The following is a 19,793-nucleotide window of genomic DNA, read 5'->3' as shown; positions in this document are numbered from 1 at the left end:
GCTGATCAGATCGAGATCGGTTGCGGCAGAAACGCTTTGGAGCACTGAGAGGGGGCAATTCCACCGATCTCACCCCATGCTCGCAGCCATTGCAAGAATGCCTGTGACACACTTTGAATCAGCCCTGCCCACTAACGGGGCGATGATCTCCTTATTGATGCGGTCGCCAATCTCCGCCTTGCCTTTGAGGGCCACCATGTCAGTGAAACTGGATCCCTCGGGGATTACCAGCGGCGCATAGGGCTGGCCGGCGTACTTATCGCTGATGTATTTGATGAACAGCAGCACCAGCACATAGTCCTTGTACTGGCTTGCATCCATGCCGCCACGCAGCTCATCGCAGCTGGCCCAGAGCTTGGAGTAGAGCTCGGATTTACGGATCGCCATGGTTCAGGCACCCTCCTTTTCTGCGCAAGCCAGCAGGGCGGGAGGTATGTCTTCCAGCCAGCCCTGCCGAGAGAGACGTTGCAGCCGGCGGCTCAACTCTTCGACCTCGCGACTCAGGGCCGCACCTTCCTCCTCCAGGTCTTCGGCACGCTGGAGCTCGCTGGGGTGGGGGATCACGATGGGCAAGCCCTTCACTGCCCCCATAGGGACGAAGGCCACTGCCGTTCCCTGCCCGGCCTTATCCAAAAGGGTCTGTCGCACTGCACTGCGGAGATACTGCAGCAGAGCGGCCGGGGTGAGAGGGGCGTTGGGCCGCATGCGGACGACGCAGAAGGCCTGGCCGGGCACCGTCGGGTGCTCGAGGTCCTGCACTATGGCCACCTTGCCAGGGCCACCCTTGATCGACAACAGCACATCCCCCGGCTCCATCTGCTGCTGACGTCTCTTGGCGAGGGTGGCTTCCGGCAACTGGGCCTGCCAGATCACCCATTCAAAGCTGGCCCGACTCATTTTATTCGGCCTCATAGTGGTCATCAGCAGTGAGTAGAGATGTCGAAGTCGTAGGCGCCACCACGAACCCTCCATCGAGAAGAAGAACACCATGGTGCAAGATTCGGCTTGGGAGACCTGCTCATCAGTGCTGAATCCGAACAGTGTGCGGGAGTGGATGGAGACGGGGTGGGGGTGGGGGGGGGGGGGTAGGAGATCAGATGACAGCGAAGGTTCTCATCACATCTGCTCGACAAATACCTTGCTTCGTTCGGATATTTCGTACTCATTAGTCCCCCACCGGCGACGCACAAAGTCCAGACCCTTCTCAAATGTCACGAGACAAGAAGATTGATCGGCAAAGACGAGCTTTAATTCACGCGCATGGTCAAGCCTGGGTCCAGGTACGTTGCAATTGCGCCAGCACAAATGGAAGTTTGGGTGATTCTGAATCTGCTCAGCGATCGCATGTTTTCGCGTTAAGTCATGACCGTCCTGGAACTCTTCTCTCAATTGGTTGGTATGGATTGAAACTTGGCTGTCATTTATCAGCCATTGACCAGTTAGTAATTGGACGAAGAGATGCGCATACTTCCCCCTCTGCTTCTCAAAATACCTGTCATAGTAGTCCGCAGAGAGTAGCTTCTTGCCTTGAAGAACAGATTCAAGTCCCATCATGCTGCGAAGATCATCCACACTGTATGCACGGTTGGAAACGGCAAAGCCGAATGCCTTGGTGCCTGGGTCTTCCAGCTCTGAAGCAGCAACCTGCCTACTTGACTTTTTCAGCGCCTGAATCTTCAGATGTGCATCGCCAACTCCTTGCTTGCTCCTGGTGATGATGCACTTCAGACCTTGATCAGGCAGATTCAGAATCTGCCCTGCCACAGCATTTGAGGATCCGTGACCAAGGCAGAACATCTGCGCAGAAGAATCAGGATGATGATAAAGATCTAGATAGCCCGAGTCGATCCAATCGGCCAGCTTGCGTCGAATGAACTTGCTAGCGGAGGTCCCTTCGTTTGCGGGAAGCTCACTCAAAACACAAAGCACTGGCTGGTCATTTGCTTTGTGAGAATCAATCGCTCGTTCTAGCTGGCGCATTTTTAGATGAGTCTTTAGATCGTTCAGCGCGAAAGCTGTGCCTTGACGAGCCGTGGCCACATACTGAGACAAGAGCTCGTCTAGTTTCTCGGTATCAAAGTAGCTGGAGTGACGAGCGAATGCACGCTGGAACTGATCTGGGTTCAGCTCACCAACAATAGGCTCGAGGAATCGACGAACAAGGTGGCGATCCAATTCAGCGTGAAAACTCTGATTCGAATAGGTCCGCAAGCAGTTGTAACAACTGGCTTCACACGAACAGGAGCTGACCAGCTCAAGAGTTCGCTTGAGGACATCGTCAAACATCTCGGCAATCTTCTTGCTATGGCCAGCTCCGGATGCGACGTTGTCATAGATGACAATCTCGGCCGCGTTGTAGTTGTTTTCTATAGGACGAAACAAACCATCAAGCTCAGACCGATCGATATCAATGACGTCAGAGGCAGCAGCAAGTAAGGCGTAGGTCAGCGAGCGCCAGAAACTTGACCCATCGCGAGCAGCCTCGTCTGTCGCCTCCTCGCCCTGAGAAACGGACTCAACGCTGTTTCCTGATTCAAGATTCAGGATTTTTCCAAGTAGGCGAGGCGGATTCGCGTCCTCGGTGAAGCGGAGTTTTAGGAAGTCACTACGAAACTGGTGGGCGAGATGGAATAGTGTCGCCTTTCCAATGCAGGCCTTGCCTGTAATTGGATTGTTATGCTCTGGCTTACGTTGATCCGTACTACTCTTATTAGATCTCGGCCTTGTAGCCTTGATCTGGGATGACAGGTCTAGACCGCAGTATTGACATAGCCAGTATCCGCTTGATGCAAAAGACCCGGAACGACCACGGGGCCCCTGGTTAGACAAGAAGAAGATTCCCGACCTACAAGACACCAGCTGGTAATACTTATTGGGCTCCATAGCCGTTAGATCAATATCTTGTTCGGATCTTTCTTGAGCAAGAAAGACCTGCGAGGTTGGTTGTCGTAACGGTTTTCTGAACGGCGTTATCTTTGGAGCCTGTGACCAGTCCGTGCTAAACTTTCGAGGGACAATATAAGCCTTACCGATCCCGAGTCTACCTCCTGCTTTCACTTCGACGCCGCAGACTTGGCAAGATAGTTCGCCATCTGGATTCGATAGATGCTCTTCTATGTCTTCTTTTCTGTTCTTTTCTACAAATGCATTGCATGAGCTGCATACCCAGTAGTAGCGAGTCTTAAGATCACTAGGTCTGACTACTGCTATGGATCGGTGGACTCGATCATCGACAACGACTTCCTGACCAGGTGCATACTCCGTAAGCGCGAGGCGGCGGTCTCTCTGTAGACGATGTCCACCACCTGCCCAAAGATGTGTATCGTTCTTCTGAGTCAGAAGCTGTACTACATCAATCGGAAATCCGTAAATTGGGAGAATAGTCGCCTGAGCCAGCAAATCATGAAGGCTTGCCCCACGAATTTTTGCAAGTTCTGCGATGCACCCCTTTTCAGCTCTAAACAATTGGTCTCTTCTGCGCAGAGACTCCTTGTCCCGCTTTGAACTCAGCTCAACTGATTCATCTAGTATATCTTTAAGGGTATTGAACTGACTATTCCAGTCAAGGGCTTGGTTCTTCGCAAAGTCAAGAATTTCTCCTGACATATCACTCAGGAGTTGTTGACACGAAACCTCCGTACCCAAAAGGGTGAGAACTAACCTACAGTATGCCTGTGCTTCGTTGCCGCCAAGCCATAGGTGCAGACTGCTGCAGTAACCAGCAAGTTGTTCGATATCAACCGCAACAGCCTCTTCAGCGTCTGGTAGACCAAGAAAGTCTCCAACGGTGAGATCCTCTGTTCCAAGTTGCTTAGATCGCAAGAAAAAGCCAATTAGTTCAGCCTGTACATGGCGTTTGGATATGGCATAGTTGCCAATATCCAAACTGGGAACCTTATTGGAGCCGGCAATTAGATGGCGAGGCTGTTCGAAAAAATAGCGATCATGAGGGCGCCGCTGACCGTACATCACAGTGACCGCCAAGCCATCGGCTCGACGTCCCGCTCGTCCAGCCCGCTGCTGGTAATTGCTGACGAATGGAGGGAAGTTGCGAAGTGCCACAACCTGCAGTTCGCCGATATCGACGCCGAGCTCGAGGGTCGTTGAGGAACTCAGCAGATTGATCTCGCCAGCACGAAAGCGGTTTTCGCGTTCAGACAGCTCTTCCGGTTGTAGTTGGGCGGTGTGCTCTTCGGCTGTCAAGGAGATAGGTCGACGTTGAATCAGGGAGACATAGTGTTGCTTGACCAAATTCCCTTCTTGACGCTCCCTCAAAGACCCCTGGCATTTGTGGGCCGGGCAGCGAAAAGCGTTTGGAACCTGGCTGATCTCCAGCAAGCTCAAGCCTGGCTTGTGAAAGATCTGCTTGCACTGAGGGCATTCATACCAATCAACATCTGATTTTGAAAGAATATTTTTTCTCCATGCTAACTGAAAGCCCTGACCTGGCGAGAGAGCAAGCAACCAGCTGGCGACAAGGGCATCAAAGAGTTCATTCATCATATCCCCACTGGGAATATAGCCAAGCCCCTTCTCAACCAGCCGAACTAACCTATTCTGATTCTGATTTGGCTGCCCATCCTTTCGGTTCGGCTTGGGTTGAAACGAAATTACATTCTTGTCATTTTTATCTTTGACAATCTTAGCCTTTTTTAGAAATTTCTTTGGTTGCCCCTTGGCTCCCAGAATCCCTGGCCTACCAGTTGCATCATCACCACCAGTCTCGCTGTAGTAGTTCGAGGCATCCTGGATATCGACAGCGCCTAGAAGACGGATTTCATCGGTCAAGCCATAGAGAAAGACCCGAGCCCACTCTCTTCTCCACCTGTCATTCCAACCAAATATTGCGCATGTCTGATCAATAAGCTGGTCTGGAATCTCGTCCACGTGACAGGCCACCAGGCCAAGGGCCTCCATGGATGTCCTCCTGGCCGACGGCAGACCAAACTCACAAAGCAAAACCTCGCGAGATCTCCTTGCAGCAAGCTTGTCAAGATCCTTGGCCGCTCTGTTCATCCTAAGATGTTGACTCGGTTCATTGCTGGCATAGCTCTTATGATGAAGCTCGGGGTCTCGATCCGGATGGGGAATGGAAGCCTCCCTCAATAGATGACTTAATTCTTCTTCGACATCTGTGATCGTGGCTGACTCATCTGCAGCCACTTTTAAGAAGGCTTTCCAGATACTCTGACGATACAGAAACTCTGTATGCGAGCGTTGAAAGTCTGAGGCAAAGTAAGCCGCATCCTGACGGCCATCTGAAAACGTAAGAATCTTCGAACTGGGCTTTTCGATCTTGGCTGCTTCGTCATGAGCCGTACCCGCAGGCTGATGGCCAGTCTCGCTGAGCAGATCAAACAAGCGGTCGATAACCACAGACAATGGTGCATCGGTAAAGGACGTGAACCGACTCATCCAGGTCTGCCGCATCCTCCTGGCACCACAGCCCGGGCAACAGTTCGGAGATGGATCAACGCCCTCTGTTTCAGGCTTAGCCTTAGGCTTGACATAGCGGTACAGCTGAAACACTTCCGTCGACAGCAACCTCTCTGTCTTTGAAGCGCTTGCTTCTGTTTCAAGTACTCGCCAATGGCCGCTATCTTCTGTGACCAGCATGGACTTGAGCTGGTAGCCACCATTCAAAGTAATGACCTTTTCTGAAGCCGTAGATTCCTCTTCAACTTCATCATCTTCACCTGTTTCTTCGTCGCTACTGAGGAGCTGCCTCGGGACAGGTGTTAACACCAAGATGCTCTCGTTCTCCTCGATATTCTCTATCGCGCGCGGAACTTCTGCCAGCATATTGGCCTTGTTTACGGCGATGGAATAGACCTCGCCGCATTTTCGGCACGAGGATAATTCCATGACTGGCCCCGCGCAGGATTCGCAGTGCGTGCGGCGATCCAGAAACAGCCTTCCGTAACCCATCACATTTCGGGTGTGTTCATCGCTTGCAGGAGCACCAGGACAGCGAGGGTTAATGCATGCAAACAGCCCCTCCATGCTTCGATACAGCAGATGCAACCGCACGGGAACGAGCGGCTGTTCATCCGGTCTGAGCCGTGCACTGGTCACGATCTGGACCAGATTGGAGAGTGCCTTCAACACACGCGGCAACTCCTCCGCTTCCACGTCCCCATCCAGTGAACGCGGAATCGTCCACAACTCAGTACTTGTTGCGACTTGGGTCCACGGCAACGGACCGTTGCCAAGAACCTTCATTAAGCGACGAATATGGGGATGGCCGGCGAATGCGTGCCAAAGGAACATATGGACGTCATCCCCAGCAGCCTTGTGCGCAGCTTGCATTTGCGCAGAGGGAACCAATCCCTTGAGAGCTTCTTTGGCAGCCTCTACGGATTTGGAGATAGATCCAACATCAAGCGCCTCATAATGTTCATACAGCTCTTCGTCTGGACATGAATCAACTTCGTAAGTTGGACCGAAGCGCTTATCTGGGCTCACTCTGGTACCCCAGACTAGATGCTGTTCGCTGAAGGATTCATCGAACAGTTGCGAGGCAAAGCCGCAGACTTTCTTCTTGATCCCTACCTGACGAGGATCGCCTAAGGAAGCACTGGTAGCAATGGCTTGAATCTGGCCACTTGTTTCAATGCCCATTGACAGCTTGAAGCGCCGCAACAACATCGCCACCTCTGTACCCGTAGAACCGCTATAGGTATGCGCTTCATCCAGAATCAGCATGCTGAAATGCTTCGATGACTCGAAGATATCCCCTCTTTCTTTTGGCCGCATGAGCATATGCTCAAGCATCGAATAGTTCGTGATCAATATCTGAGGAGGTGTCCTCCAAATCTCCTCGCGCGAAATGGCTTGAACACGCATCACCCTCGCTGCGGCTTGTTCAACAAGCTCAGCGGGGGGAAGAACTTTCATCCTCTCTTGTTCAACAGCATCGAACAGAGAGAGCAACTCTGTACGCTCCGTTCCTATCAGCTCACGGCGTAGCGCTTCTTCAGCTTTGGCATGAGTCTTTTCAGTCCGACTTGTATAGAAGCCAAATCGAATCAGATTTAGGCCTTGTTCCTGTTTGCATAACAGCTTCCGCAGCCTTTTGACCTGGTCATTGACCAAGGCATTCATCGGATAGAGAATCAACGCTTGCATGCCCGGGCGAGGATCCTGGAGCAGCCGCTGCAGCATTGGGATCAGGAAGCATTCCGTCTTACCCGAGCCGGTTCCTGTCGCCACAACGATGTTTGCCTGGTCCTTGACAGCCGCTACGACAGCTGCCTCCTGATGCGCGTACAACGGCCTATCGGCTTCAAACAGTTGGAGCATCCTCTGATCGAGGAGACCCTCGTCCGTCAACTGCCGAAGAGTCCTGCCAGCCTCATACGGTTGATTTCCCTCCAGGTAGGGATCTTGTGAAATCCTCCCCGGCTGCCTCAGTAGTTCCTCGAACCCTCGCCTAAGAGCAGCGTCGTTGATCGGGTAGGCAGCAAGGAGATAGTCAACCAGGCTGTTCCGGGTTTTGGTGGCTGCAGAGACGGCGTCGAGGGGCATGGAGAAAGTGGTGAGGTACTAAAGTCGGATTCTTAATCAATTCATCGGCTTATTAATTCCCAACTTGCTCTCGAGCAGCTCAGCTATTAAGCTTTTGTATTTAGACTTTACTTGTAGATATCTGGATTGCCGTTCATCATTGCCACCCTTCGTCTGCGACTTAAGCGCAATCTCATCAGCATACCTGGCCAATAATACGCAATAGTCAAATGGCAAGTGGCTCTTTATATTGATCGGAATTCGACTATCTATGTCAAGTAGTCGTGCGGCATTGGCATCAAGATCAATGCGATACATGGCGAGCAAAGCTTGCTTCCGTTGTAGTCTATAAAATGCATCCGGAGTCGCCCAGAAGTATGAGTATGTGGATTGACCGAATCTGATTGATTTCTCTTTGATGCGGCGAAGTTGACTCATCTCACTCGGCAGTGCCTCGGCAAGGCTGACCCATCGCTTATCAAAGAAGTTCATGCGACGAGGAACATAGGCATCCATTCTTGTGCTGTTATCTTCCTCACAAAGCTGTTCCGCCATAGACAGATCGACCTGGGTTGGTAGCTGTGGCTCAGGCAGAAACTCAAAAAGCATGTTCTCTGTTTGAACTGATATTCCACGAGATTCAAGGATTTCTCTGGATTCATCTGCACTCTTGCTGGATTCCATAATTCTTGTTTCGACATCACAAACTGCATCGATTAAATCAATAACTTCGTTCATGTACGCCCGATCACCAACATACTTTGCGCGAAGGGGAACCTGCCTTTCAACGATCAAGCCCGGTGGGGCCATTCGGAAGTTCTTTCTTCCTTCTCCTTTTGACGCAATCTCAAATTCACTCTCAAGTACTTCAAGCTGTTCACTAATTCGCCTTGCTAATAACTCCCTTGCCTTTGCTTCTTGACTGGGTGGGAGTAATGCCCCAATCCGTTCACTGATTTGTCGGTAGGTCAGCCCGATCACCTGTCTAGGATCATCAGGCTTACGAGCACTCGACAAGAGCGTGATAATAAGTTGCTTGAGTTCGGATGTTCTCATTCTCTTCCTCGGCTCCACTCTGCACTGAAGGCAAGACCAGACTTCCCTCCTGTTGACTTTACCAAAGAATCCAACTCAGCACGTAACTTCTCTTTGCATTCGTTTTCGATATCAGGAAAGCTCATCCTATGAAAGACAAACCTAGTCCCACGAGCAAACTTCCCTTCGGGATACTCTATTGCCCTAGCATCTAGATGGCCGAATCGCTCCTCCAGCAAATCCTTAAGCTCCTCAGCCATCATCTTTTGGATGTCAAAGCTTCCTCTGTCACCGTATACGACAAGCTCGACTCTGTCGACAAGCCTTCTTCGCTGAGCTGGTCGTTTGTTTGTTTCTATGGCAGAAGTATATTGTTCTTGTTTCGATGCTTGATCGCTATGGCTGGGAATTCCAATTATGACCGCCAAATCGTATTGACTGATAAACCCCTGTCTTTGGATCGATAGCCTCGCTGATTCTTTTGATAAAAGATACGGTTCGAATGCGGCAATCGGGATCTTACAGCTACCCGAGTGATCCGCTGAAAGAACTGGTGAGTGGCTTTCACCATCGCCATCTAGGCGAACGCGGATCTTTTCATGTGCCCACAACCCATGTATCAGCCACTCAGCATTCCAGAACTCTTGAGTCTCTTGGAAGACGAGGGGTGACACGTCTCTCTCGAGGTCCAACACCTTCAATCTATCTTTATAGCTACATTTAGCTTGTAATGGTGTCGGATAGATACTTTCGATGTCGGGCTCTTCATCTATAAGGACTTGTTTGGTCCATCTTCGATTCCGTCCACTCAGGTTGTCGAAATAAGATAACCTAATTGAATAGTGGCCTGGGTCGGCAATATGACTCCGTACTCCTGCCTGCTGCCAACTTTCCGTAGAAGGCACCCGAATCGATCCGATGGGCATGAAGAACTCATCATCCTCAATCTTGTACATTTCAATCTCTGCATCTGTGACTGCGGGCGGAAGCCATAGTTCGGGACTTTCTGGCAGCATGACGAATCTATTGGTTTGCCATGGGGTGCTCAATCCTTGAAGAAGTGGCCTACTGTTCGATTTTTCAACATCAGGGTCCACCCAGCAAATATCAAACCTCTCGCCTGTGTCATTGGTAAGAGAGATTGTTTCAGATTCCTGTGGTGGGCTCGTCTTGGCTAGCTCAAGGAGAAGCCATCCCCGGGGTCTTGACACACCTATTGGCTCCTCGCTTTCAGCTTCAATGCCGTCCGATAGGACAACATCCCAATGACGCCTGAACAGGAAAAATAATGTGTTGCCACTCAGGGCTGCATCGTTGATGATTTGATTTGTCTCGGAATTAAATAAAATATAGGGTTTGCTGCTCGGCAAGCCCTCGCAACTCCACTCAGCAAGAACTGCATCATCGAGGCCTTGGTGCCGAAGCCTTAATGCATATTCTTCGTCTTCACTTTCAATCTTAACTCGTAGCTCTGGGATAATCAGGTTCTCATTTTCCTTGTCGATATCAAGCTCGCCAACAACCTGCGGCAATCTCTCCTTGGTCTCAAGGCTAATTGCGCAGTATCTCTTATGGCTGAGGCGTCTTGACTTCTCGACGACAACTGATTGGCCAGGAAGGACCAACTCGAGATAGCAGTCCTCATCGTCAAGATGAAGCATGACCTTCGGAGAGATGCCTTTCAAGGTCTCGGGTTTCCCTTTCCGCTCTGATACGGCTTGGCTTATCCCTTGCGATTCAATCTCTCGTCGAATAATTGCCGACAACCATTCTTCCACTTGTTCGCCTTTCTGTACAAGATCAATCTGCTGCTTGAGTGCGGCCGCGAACTCAGGCGTGAACTTGCCTTGATAAAGTAGCGTGGAAATAAGTTGTAGGTCGGCAATTGCAGATGAAGCTTTCCCTGCTTTGACTCTTCCTAGGAGATCATGCAATCTCTTTCGATCAGAGCGACATGGAAACGAAAGCTTCCAGGAATGCGAAATAATCGAACGCCTGGGATCCGTCTTTGGCAAGATGAGCCGTCTATGCGCCTGGGCATCAAAGACATCGTTTCTGTCAAGCCATTTTGAGAGTTGTTCCCAGGCTGCTGGGAGATTCCCGCTTAGAAATTGTGTTTCATTCGAACCATACACGTCATAGCGCTCATAGCGCTTGTGAAACTCACCCTGCTCAAAGGGGGACGGGAATCCTTGCGCAATAAGACACGTCGTCCAAAGGAAAGCAAAATATCTTGGCGGGCCAGGGCTCTTGTAGTCCCATGTCTCTAATCTCTTGATGAGAAGACGCGCGGGCGATAAGCCGTGATTGACTGAGAACTCGCGAACACGGTCGACAAGTGCCTGAGCTATCTCGGCGGGAGCAGACTCCCTATCGCCGGTCACGAAGGCAAGATCTTCTTCGGTTGAAGGAATCCCCTGACTACTATTTTCGTTTGCTTTTTGAACGAAGCAATAATCAAGCAGCTTGATGTTCCAGTGATGCTCTGACCAGTCAGACCAGTGCGCAGGTATCGCTCTCAGGAATGGAGCAAACTGCTCGGCCTGTTCAAATTCGTTATCCAGGTCAGCATCCGCAGGGTCATCTCCAGATTGATCCTCTCTTTTCCCTTCGCGCTCAAGCCTTCTAAGCCTTGCCAGTTCTCGTCGCTCTTCTCGTATCTCTTCTGCGCTCCGTTTAAGTTGCTGACTGCTTGGAGCGTATTTCTGCCTGGTTTGATCCGCTGTTGCATCCCGGCGTGCGTCGATTGTGGCTCTTTGCGCTTCTGGATCTGCTTGCGTTTCATCGATCAGTGCTTCCACGACAAGTGCTTTTGACTCATCAGCAGATGAGTCTTTCTCCTGATCCTGGCAAATCCCCTCATCTTCGAGAGTTGGCCGGCTGAGTCCTGGCTCAGAATCTGGTTCCTCTTCTTTATTGAGTGGTTTCTTGGCTTCTGTAAGCGGACGCGCTGCAAAGAACCTTTGGATTTGTTCTTGTAAGTTTTGCTGGCGCAGGAGCTCTTCTTTGCTGGCTGGTTCTGCAGCAGTGGAGCCCTCTTCTAGCTCTTTCTGTTCCTCCCTCCCCGCTTGCTCTGCAGCAGCCTCCAGCCGGGCCATTTCGGCAGCGGCTTCCTTGGCTTTGCGCTCAGCCTCCTTGCGCTCGGCTTCCTCACGCTGAGCCTTGGCCTCTGCCTCCAGCCGGGCTTTTTCGGCAGCGGCTTCCTTGGTTTTGCGCTCCGCCTCCTTGCGCTCGGCTTCCTCACGCTGAGCCTTGGCTTCTGCCTCCAGCCGGGCCTTTTCGGCAGCAGCTTCCTTGGCTTTGCGCTCCGCTTCCCTGCGCTCAGCCTCCTCACGCTGAGCCTTGGCTTCTGCCTCCAGCCGGGCCTTTTCGGCAGCAGCTTCCTTGGCTTTGCGCTCCGCTTCCCTGCGCTCGGCTTCCTCACGCTGAGCCTTGGCTTCTGCCTCCAGCCGGGCTTTTTCGGCAGCAGCCTCCTTGGCTTTGCGCTCCGCTTCCTTGCGCTCAGCCTCCTCACGCTGAGCCTTGGCCTCTGCCTCCAGCCGGGCTTTTTCGGCAGCAGCTTCCTTGGCTTTGCGCTCCGCTTCCTTGCGCTCAGCCTCCTCACGCTGAGCCTTGGCTTCTGCCTCCAGCCGGGCTTTTTCGGCAGCAGCTTCCTTGGCTTTGCGCTCCGCTTCCCTGCGCTCGGCTTCCTCACGCTGGGCCTTGGCTTCTGCCTCCAGCCGGGCTTTTTCAGCAGCAGCCTCCTCGGCTTTGCGCTCCGCTTCCCTGCGCTCAGCCTCCTCACGCTGGGCCTTGGCTTCTGCCTCCAGCCGGGCTTTTTCAGCAGCAGCTTCCTTGGCTTTGCGCTCGGTATCTGCCTTTTCTGCGTACCTAGAGAGAAGCTGCGCTCTTATCTCTGAAACCTTATCCCTGTCAGATGTAAGCGGTAACTTGATGCCCTCCATTCGGAGTAGCTGATCCGCGATTCTTGTCTTCAGCCGGTCTCGTCTTTCTGGAGATGTGATCCGGTAGGTGAGTTCATCAAATATTCCGAGCAATCTGAATGCTTCTGAAGCCGAGGACGATTCATCTGCTAGATCCTCTAGCTCTTCTAATGAAGACTCGATGTAAGGCCGTTTGTCTGATGAAGTAATGGCGTGGTAAAGCCATCTGCCCAGACTCCTAAGGCTCACCGTCTCATTCCTCCTCTTCGCTAGAAGACGTCACAGCACTTGCCAGTGGCAAGTCCCATACACAACTGCAGCCGCCTACCAGCTGGCTGTTCGACGCCAGCGCGATGCGGTTCGTGGCGGCTACGCCCCAAAGCCGCCGCAGCACGCGGAACAGGGGCTTGGTGGGATCCAGGCCGTGCAGGGCGGTCAGCCGGGATGCTGTTTCCTTGCGAGTGGAGAGCGTGCCCTTCCCCAGCACGTTCTCCTCCAGGATCGCCGCTCGGTAGGACTTGGCTCGAGCGTCAACCGGCACGGCCGCCAGAAGCGTCTCCAGCTCGCGGAGCATCAAGGTCATGCTGGTGTGCGGACCGCTGTCTGCCACCCGGAAGCCCAGAGCCGTCAGGGCGGCATGGGGCTTCGTGGTTCTCGGCGGCTTGGGTGCTGAGCGACGGGCGGGCATGCAGCGAGGGGTCAGGGCTGCCCTGGGAGGGCCGTTGTGAAGGCCGTACCGAGGTGGTCTGCGGATGCAGCTCAGCAGCGTTCTCACATCAGTCTGCTCCATGGCAACGCCTGGCAGGACCTGGCTTTTGGAGGATTCACGATTTCCCCCCCGATTTATACGCCGGCTGCATAGATCCGCTCGAGGGCTATATGCCACACGCCCGGCTCCGCGGGCACATTGCCGCTTCGCTACACCGCTGCTGCCTGCTGGCCAGGACCAGCCGCCCCGGGAGCCTGCTGGTGCTTGGCTGACGCCTCTCAGACCTGTCGCATCGCCGCATCCAGCCCCTCCACCACCGCCGCAAAGAAGGGCAGATCCAGCGTGTCCACCGTGTCGCTCATCTGGTGGTAATGCGGATTCCGCATAAATGAGGTGTCGGTCACCATCAGGGCGTTGTAGCCCGCATCCCAGAACGGGCTGTGGTCGCTGAGGCGCACATCCGGAATGGCTCGGCCGCCGTTGGGCACCGGCAACACCTTGGTGGGCACGTGCCGCCCCATCGCTCGGGCTAGCCCCGGCAGCAGTAGGCCGGCGCCGGCGTTGGCGACCAGGGCGATGAAATCGCCCCGATCGCCGTACACCGCCTGCATCGCAGGGAGCGGATAGCTCTGCTCGGTGCTCGTGTAGGCGAGCATCTCCAGGCTCACCATCAGCTTCAGGGGCTGCCGGGCTTGGCGGAGCTCTTGCGCCAGGGCCGCGCTGCCCACCATTCCCCACTCCTCCTGGTCGAACGCCACCAGCCAGATCGGCCGGAGAGGCGGATCTGCCGCCCAACGCTGCGCCAGCTCCAGAAGGGCCGCCACGCCGCTGGCGTTGTCGTCGGCACCAGGGGAATGCAGCGGTCCGTCGTAGTGGGCGCCCACCAGGAGTGGCGCGAGCTGTGCGTCTCGTCCAGGTAGTCGCAGGATCAGGTTGACGCCTTCTTCTCCTGAGGAGGCAAAGCGGTGTTCCTCCAGCGGCCCCAGCGGCGCCAGGCGCTCTCGGATGGCTTGGCGCACCGCCATCAGTCCGAGCGGACCCCAACGGGCATGTCGCGGCACGGCGATCTGATGCAAGTCGGCGAGCAGGCGGGCATGTACAGCAGTGCCCATGGGCTCAGGCCAGGATCAGGTCCACCAGGGTCTGCCAGTCATCGTCGGTGATCTCCTCCGTGATCCCGAGCTCCTCCATGGCGCTCTGCGCATACATGTCGAGGCTGTTGAGCAGGCTGTCCTGCACAGCCTTGGCGATCTGATCGAGTTGCTCGGAGGTCATGGTGAGCCGACTGTTGTGTCATGGATCAGTTCATTCGACTTAGGTGTCCGATGCAAGGTGGCTTGCGCGAACGACCACTTCCGGGAATTGCGATAGGAGCCTTTTCTTGCGTCCTGACTTACTAAAGGCTGTCATGTCTCCGGGTCTCTCGCTCCTCGGCTTGGCTGTAACCCATGCCAGTTCGTAGTTGACGCAATTCCCTTATGATCTGTCTCATTTGATCCCAGTTGCGCTGACTGACCGCCTCCTGAAAGTCGAGATAGATGCTGATTAATTCAAATTCACCGTCCGTTCCCTGGCCACCTTGAATGTATCCATTCGCCTGTGTGTCGTAGCCTCCTTGGCCGTGGTCTCCCCAAAGCATGCAGAAGTGCCCTATGGCTTCTGGGCACAGCTGCCTTGTGAATTCGCTATGCGAAAAGTCAAAACCGTCCAACGATTTACTTTCTCTCGCAAGCAAGCGCTTCTCGGCTTCAGCTTGCCGTGCCAGGGGCTCGGCTTCCAATCGAGACCGATCCTCTGACTTGCGCGGGAGATTGCTTCCGAAGTCTTGCTCTTCGTTTCTCGTGGATTTTGCATTCACATCTTGTTTTCGCTTATCTTTGGACAATTCTTCGAGGTCGGACACTGATGCATGGGCTTAGTTGGTCACGCCATCCTATTCTTCGTTAGCCACCTTGGGTGGTTTGTATTTGAGATTCATGCGCGAGTTCACCGAGATCTTGACGTTCGCACTTCGAGGGGTTTGGCATCGACCCATATATGCTCTTTCGCCCGTGACCATGTTGCGATGTCAGCGCTGGCAGCTATGGAGTGTCGCCCTTGCCAGCGACAGCACTGTTGAAGCTCATCAAATGACGCCGTTTGCAAGACCTTGGTATATGGCGAACAGCCGAGGATTTTCTAGCAGCCGCTCCTGATAACTTGGCTGCTCATCGCCTTGCTCGTCAGCGACGGCTTGTTGGTAAAGATCAGGTCGACAAGCTCAACAACCAGATCCACATCCAACTCTAACAGTATTCAGATCATTCGACCCCGTGATCGAGCTGCTGATCCGGTGCGCGGGTGACGGTGATCTGCTCCACGCGCACCAGCCTGGGTTGTTCATCAGCTGCCGCCTCGTAGCTCCCGTTAACGCGCACGGCGACGTTCAGCATGGCAATGATCTTGCCGTCGTAGATCGGCTCGTAGATGCAGCGCATGCCGCTGCTGGCACCGCGACCGCGGATCTCGAAGCGACGGGCATCCAGGTCCACCTCACGCAGAACACCCTCGAAGTCTCCATGCCCTTTGAGCCGCCGGCTGTTGGGGGTGTTCAAGCTGCGGCCAAGAATCTGTCGGCTCTGCTTGGTGAGGGGTTTGGCTGGTCCCAGGTCTTCATCGGGATGGGGGCCGCTCAGAAACAGCTCATCGATCGCTTTGTTCCGCGCCGATGGCGCTAACCGCCTGGCCGCCACCATCACCGTGTCTCGCACGGCTGGATCGGGGAACAGATCGTCGATGGCATCGCTGACTTGGTCGTTCTGAATCAAGCGTGGAATCGCAGGCAGGCTCTGCACGGCGGTTTGCACGGCCCGATACAGGTCATCGCTCACCCCAGGCAGAACCGCCTGGCCATCGGCCCCCACGTCTCCCGGTTTCGGCACACGCATACCCACTGGAAGGGGCCACGCCGCTTCCATGGCACGCGCTGCCGCGGCTGTGTAGTGAGCCAAACGTTGGTGCGGACCGTTGGGAAAGCATCAAGACCGGCGGCTGTGAGCGGATCACCAGTGGTGAGCCGTCCGCACGGCAACCAACCGGTGATCGACGTCAGCCTGGAGTGACTGCGGCCCTGTTCGAGTGGATCTTTTCGACCTGGCCCCCTAGGGTCAGACTAAGCCCACAAAGTTCCCATAAACTTCAATGGTTCGCTAGAAGGCCTACAGGCTCTGGTTGGTCAGTTGGCCATACCGTGCCACTGGGAACACAAAGGCAGTTTTGAGCTCTGCGTCTTCGACGATGACCGCAGCAATCTCAAGCTGAACTGGTGGCCACAAAGCGGCGCTCTGCAGCTGGTGGGAGACCCTGAGGTCCGGATAGGCGTGCAGGCGAAACTGGAGGCACTACTGAACTCCTGACCGGCTCTCGGCAGCCTCTCAGCTAACCCAAACCGCATCAGCAAAACCACTGGATACCCAGGCCGTCAGCATCGAAAGACTCAGCAGCGCGGTATGCGCGATCAGTACCCCACAAGCTCGAGACGCACCGCAAGAAGCGCCGCGCCGGGCACCTCGTGCCCTATGCGGAGTCAGACGACCACCTGGTCCTGAAGGTGATCATTCCGAGCCGCAGAGCTCAGCGCCTGTACACGACCGATCCATCTCACGGAGAGAACGATGCCTGAACACAATCCTGTGCTCCCGCTGGAAGCCGGCGAGCAGCAGCTCCTCGACGTATTCGAGCAGGGTGCGTTGACCAGCGTGGCCACCCCTGCACTGCTGGATGGCCTGCGCCAATCCGCCAGGGCCACAGGACAGAAGGATCAGCGCATCAACATCCGCCTCTCCAGTGGTGATCTCCAGGCCATCCGAACCCGGGCACTACAGGAGGGTGTACTTTATCAGACCCTGATCCGCAGTGTTCTGCACAACGACGTGAGCGGCACGTTGCAGGAGCGCGTCGCCGTGCAGTGACGGCCTGCCATCACTGGCATCAGTGAACTGACAGCAGTGACGGGATCCATGCACCGACTAGATCGGCCATCAATCCATCTCAATGCGGCCCTGATGATCTTGAACCCAGCGCGTGAAGGCCGATCGATCCATCTGGCCGCTCGCAACGGCCAGGATCACAGCTTCTGACTCATCAACGTCTGCCCTCAGCTCAAAGCCGTTGAGCAGAAGCGTGATCTCCATGGCTGCATGCCCGATCCGCTTGTTGCCGTCGACAAACGGATGGTTCTGGATGAGGGAGAAGCCAAGAGCTGCGGCTTGATCCGTCAAGCTCGGATAAAGATCAACTCCAGCAAAGCTCTGGCGAGGCTGAGCCAGAGAAGCCTCCAGCAATCCCAGATCTCGCAGACCAGGAAGGCCGCCACTCTGATCGATCAACCTGCGGTGCAGGGAGAGCACCTCGGCCAACGTCAGCCAGCGCATCAAGCCAAGCGGCGGTAGAGCTCAGCGTTCTTGTCGAGCACGCGTTGGGCAGCGGCCTCGAAATCATTCGAACGTTGTGCCACCAGATCGCGAACGGCGGCGGCGGCCAGGTCGACCGCCGTGACCTGCAACTCCTTGGCTACCTCAACCAGAGCCTGCTCCTGCTGGGGATTGAGATCGATGGCGATAGTCATCACGCAGTGACCCGAAACAGGCTGCGTCCAGGATGGCAGCGGATGCCAGGGATGTGGCGCGGATAAGCGGATAAGACGTTGAGCCGCCAAACGGAACCATGAAAACCCCGCAGCACCTGCTGTGGCTCCTGGGCTGGCTGCTCAACCGGCTACCGCCTTGGTGCGCAGGCTGGGCTCCCCGGGCCGTGCTTGAGGCGGCTTACCGCCAGCAGTTGCGGGATTGGCTGGAGCGCTGAAAACGCCCAGGGGGGTCCTGTCGTCACTGGCGACAGTGGAATGACAGCAGTGACACCCAAGAGCCCAGCCCCAAGAGGGTGAGCCGTCCGCCAGATGCACCCCACCAGCTCCAGACGCACCGCAAGAAGCGCCGCGCCGGGCACCTTCAGGATCGCCCCTGGTCAAGGGCTGACGCGAGGCGAGTGACTGGTTGGTGTGGCGCGATCGCCCCGGCGTTGCCGGTGCTCAGCGCGCATCGGCTGGAGGACTCGCCCCTTGACTGGCGGGGCAGTCCTGCAGGCGTCCCGTCGCTGCGCCGCAAGGCGTCAGGTCGTTATGGCTACGCATGTTCTGGGGTATGGCCCCGAGGATCCGGTGGCCCTGGTGGAGTCCTGCTACCGGGCCGTGGCGTTCATCCTCGCCACCCACACCGCCCGAGGGCTGCTGATCCCCAGGCCCTGGGTCAATCACCCCTATGGGGAGGAAGAAATCACCCTGTTGGAAGAGGAGCTCCTGCCTGCAATGGCGTTGTTCCTCGCCCGGATGGATGCGATTGATCGGGTGATCGAGGCCGATCAGGACGCTGAGGTGGCTGCCCATCAGGCCCTTGAGGCCAGCTCAGCTGCCAGGGCCCTTTGAGGGCAGGGCCGGCCCCTGGCCGGCCTTTTCTGCTGTGCCTAACTACAGCTCAAACCCCGGGCACTTCCGTCACTGCCATCAGTGAACTGACGGCAGTGACACCTACCAGCTGGGGAGCTCCAGACGACTCATCACGGTGGCTTCCGTATCGATCCAAGCCACAAAGCCAGGGGCGCGTTTCATGTCGCCTCCTGCCGTCGCTGCCGGCAGTGCGGTGACGCCAGTGCGGTTGATCGGGATGAGCCATGGCCCCGTAGCAGGTGCCAGAGGCTATGGTCGGCGAGTCATATTTCCTGTCGTGGACTTGGTTCTGGCGGATGCACTTGCCGGCATCAACGCAAACCGATACCCCCGAGCAAGCCGGCGATGAGACCGATCGGCGTACCGATCAGAGCAACAGCCACCTCCCTCACCTTGGGGTCTTCGTGCCTCCAGGCCGTGATACCACCAAAGAGGATCAAAATACCGCTAAAGAGCACCAGAGAATTAACAAGCTTGTCTTTCGTTTGCCTGCTTGATTCCCTATCTTTACTGTTATCCCTGGCATCAATCAGGGTGATCTGCTCATGAATCGAGAAAGTACCAACAACCTCTTCTGGTCCCTGACCGAGAGGGGAAATATGATCGCGATCAGTCACAGCTAAATTGAAACCAGTTCTCGCTCTTTATCTTTGCTCCGTATGATCACCTGCTCCTGATTCATATTGGCCATTTTAGCAACTCGATAGAGTGCAATTGCACGGCGAAAAACCTCAGCTTTGGAGAGGCCTGTGCGCTGAACGATTTCATCGAACTCGCTAGCAAGCTGCTCCGTCATGCGCACGTCAAATCGTGTTTCAGCCATGGTTCAAGCTCCTGCCTTCTCGGGTGAGTGAGCCCCGACGAGGGCGGGGCTTGTCGGATGATGCTCCGGCATTTCTCCGTACATCTAGCGCGGCTGTCGCCTCTCTGGCGACAAAGCACAGGATTCGTCACCGCCTGGGCAAAAAACCGTGGCGAGCAAGGGTCCTGTCATCACTGGCGGCAGTGGACTGACAGCAGTGACACCCAAGAGCCCAGCCCCAAGAGGGTGAGCCGTCCGCCAGATGCACCCCACCAGCTCCAGACGCACCGCAAGAAGCGCCGCGCCGGGCACCTTCAGGATCGCCCCTGGTCAAGG

At 55.1% G+C, this 19,793-nt stretch carries 17 protein-coding genes; 3 read left to right on the top strand and 14 right to left on the bottom strand.

Features of this window, described 5'->3' with window-relative positions; genetic code table 11:
* Positions 1-69: 69 nt before the first annotated feature.
* From KBZ14_RS15055 to KBZ14_RS15010, 10 genes are all read right to left on the bottom strand, one after another.
* Positions 70-387, bottom strand: coding sequence for a type I restriction-modification system subunit M N-terminal domain-containing protein (locus KBZ14_RS15055; protein WP_255119164.1), 318 nt, complete (start codon positions 385-387; stop codon positions 70-72).
* 3 nt (positions 388-390) lie between these two features.
* Entirely contained in the window at positions 391-897 is a 507-nt protein-coding gene (locus KBZ14_RS15050) for a restriction endonuclease subunit S domain-containing protein (protein ID WP_255119163.1), read from the bottom strand.
* Positions 898-1,116: 219 nt separating this feature from the next.
* Complete coding sequence (locus KBZ14_RS15045; protein ID WP_255119162.1) at positions 1,117-7,527, bottom strand: DEAD/DEAH box helicase; 6,411 nt, start codon at positions 7,525-7,527, stop codon at positions 1,117-1,119.
* A 36-nt stretch (positions 7,528-7,563) separates the two neighbouring features.
* Positions 7,564-8,562, bottom strand: coding sequence for a hypothetical protein (locus KBZ14_RS15040; protein WP_255119161.1), 999 nt, complete (start codon positions 8,560-8,562; stop codon positions 7,564-7,566).
* Entirely contained in the window at positions 8,559-12,485 is a 3,927-nt protein-coding gene (locus KBZ14_RS15035) for a hypothetical protein (protein ID WP_255119160.1), read from the bottom strand. Before KBZ14_RS15035 ends, KBZ14_RS15040 begins: the two co-directional genes overlap by 4 nt.
* A 232-nt stretch (positions 12,486-12,717) precedes the next feature.
* Entirely contained in the window at positions 12,718-13,152 is a 435-nt protein-coding gene (locus KBZ14_RS15030) for a hypothetical protein (RefSeq protein WP_255119159.1), read from the bottom strand.
* 299 nt (positions 13,153-13,451) lie between these two features.
* A complete protein-coding gene (locus tag KBZ14_RS15025) occupies positions 13,452-14,285 on the bottom strand; it encodes a M20/M25/M40 family metallo-hydrolase (protein WP_255119158.1) in 834 nt (277 codons plus the stop codon).
* A gap of 4 nt (positions 14,286-14,289) precedes the next feature.
* Complete coding sequence (locus KBZ14_RS15020; protein WP_255119157.1) at positions 14,290-14,448, bottom strand: hypothetical protein; 159 nt, start codon at positions 14,446-14,448, stop codon at positions 14,290-14,292.
* A gap of 121 nt (positions 14,449-14,569) precedes the next feature.
* The gene (locus KBZ14_RS15015; RefSeq protein ID WP_255119156.1) at positions 14,570-15,076 is read right to left on the bottom strand and encodes a hypothetical protein; all 507 of its coding nucleotides are present in this window, start codon (positions 15,074-15,076) and stop codon (positions 14,570-14,572) included.
* Between the two features lie 397 nt (positions 15,077-15,473).
* Complete coding sequence (locus tag KBZ14_RS15010; protein WP_255119155.1) at positions 15,474-16,100, bottom strand: hypothetical protein; 627 nt, start codon at positions 16,098-16,100, stop codon at positions 15,474-15,476.
* 726 nt (positions 16,101-16,826) lie between these two features.
* On the opposite strand from KBZ14_RS15010, the gene KBZ14_RS15005 reads away from it, so the two are divergent.
* Positions 16,827-17,123, top strand: coding sequence for a hypothetical protein (locus KBZ14_RS15005; RefSeq protein WP_255119154.1), 297 nt, complete (start codon positions 16,827-16,829; stop codon positions 17,121-17,123).
* A 69-nt stretch (positions 17,124-17,192) separates the two neighbouring features.
* Here the strand turns inward: KBZ14_RS15005 and KBZ14_RS15000 are convergent, their stop codons facing one another.
* A complete protein-coding gene (locus KBZ14_RS15000; protein ID WP_255119153.1) occupies positions 17,193-17,570 on the bottom strand; it encodes a type II toxin-antitoxin system death-on-curing family toxin in 378 nt (125 codons plus the stop codon).
* Positions 17,571-17,584: 14 nt separating this feature from the next.
* Positions 17,585-17,779, bottom strand: coding sequence for a DNA-binding protein (locus tag KBZ14_RS14995; RefSeq protein WP_255119152.1), 195 nt, complete (start codon positions 17,777-17,779; stop codon positions 17,585-17,587).
* A 98-nt stretch (positions 17,780-17,877) separates the two neighbouring features.
* On the opposite strand from KBZ14_RS14995, the gene KBZ14_RS14990 reads away from it, so the two are divergent.
* Both KBZ14_RS14990 and KBZ14_RS14985 read left to right on the top strand, forming a co-directional pair.
* Positions 17,878-18,015 (top strand): hypothetical protein, encoded by a 138-nt coding sequence (locus KBZ14_RS14990; protein WP_255119151.1) that lies wholly within the window; start codon positions 17,878-17,880, stop codon positions 18,013-18,015.
* A 316-nt stretch (positions 18,016-18,331) separates the two neighbouring features.
* Positions 18,332-18,634, top strand: a complete 303-nt coding sequence (locus tag KBZ14_RS14985) for a hypothetical protein (protein ID WP_255119150.1) — start codon at positions 18,332-18,334, stop codon at positions 18,632-18,634.
* 332 nt (positions 18,635-18,966) lie between these two features.
* Here the strand turns inward: KBZ14_RS14985 and KBZ14_RS14980 are convergent, their stop codons facing one another.
* A complete protein-coding gene (locus KBZ14_RS14980; protein ID WP_255119149.1) occupies positions 18,967-19,272 on the bottom strand; it encodes a hypothetical protein in 306 nt (101 codons plus the stop codon).
* A gap of 2 nt (positions 19,273-19,274) precedes the next feature.
* Positions 19,275-19,478 carry a ribbon-helix-helix protein, CopG family gene (locus tag KBZ14_RS14975; RefSeq protein ID WP_255119148.1) on the bottom strand — a complete coding sequence of 68 codons (204 nt, stop codon included), beginning with the start codon at positions 19,476-19,478 and terminating at the stop codon, positions 19,275-19,277.
* Positions 19,479-19,793 lie beyond the last annotated feature (315 nt).

Source organism: Synechococcus sp. HJ21-Hayes, from assembly GCF_024345835.1.
In the GTDB taxonomy this organism is placed as follows: domain Bacteria; phylum Cyanobacteriota; class Cyanobacteriia; order PCC-6307; family Cyanobiaceae; genus Vulcanococcus.
Note: the sequence above shows the minus strand (reverse complement) of the source record. Positions and strands in the feature narration are given on the sequence as shown.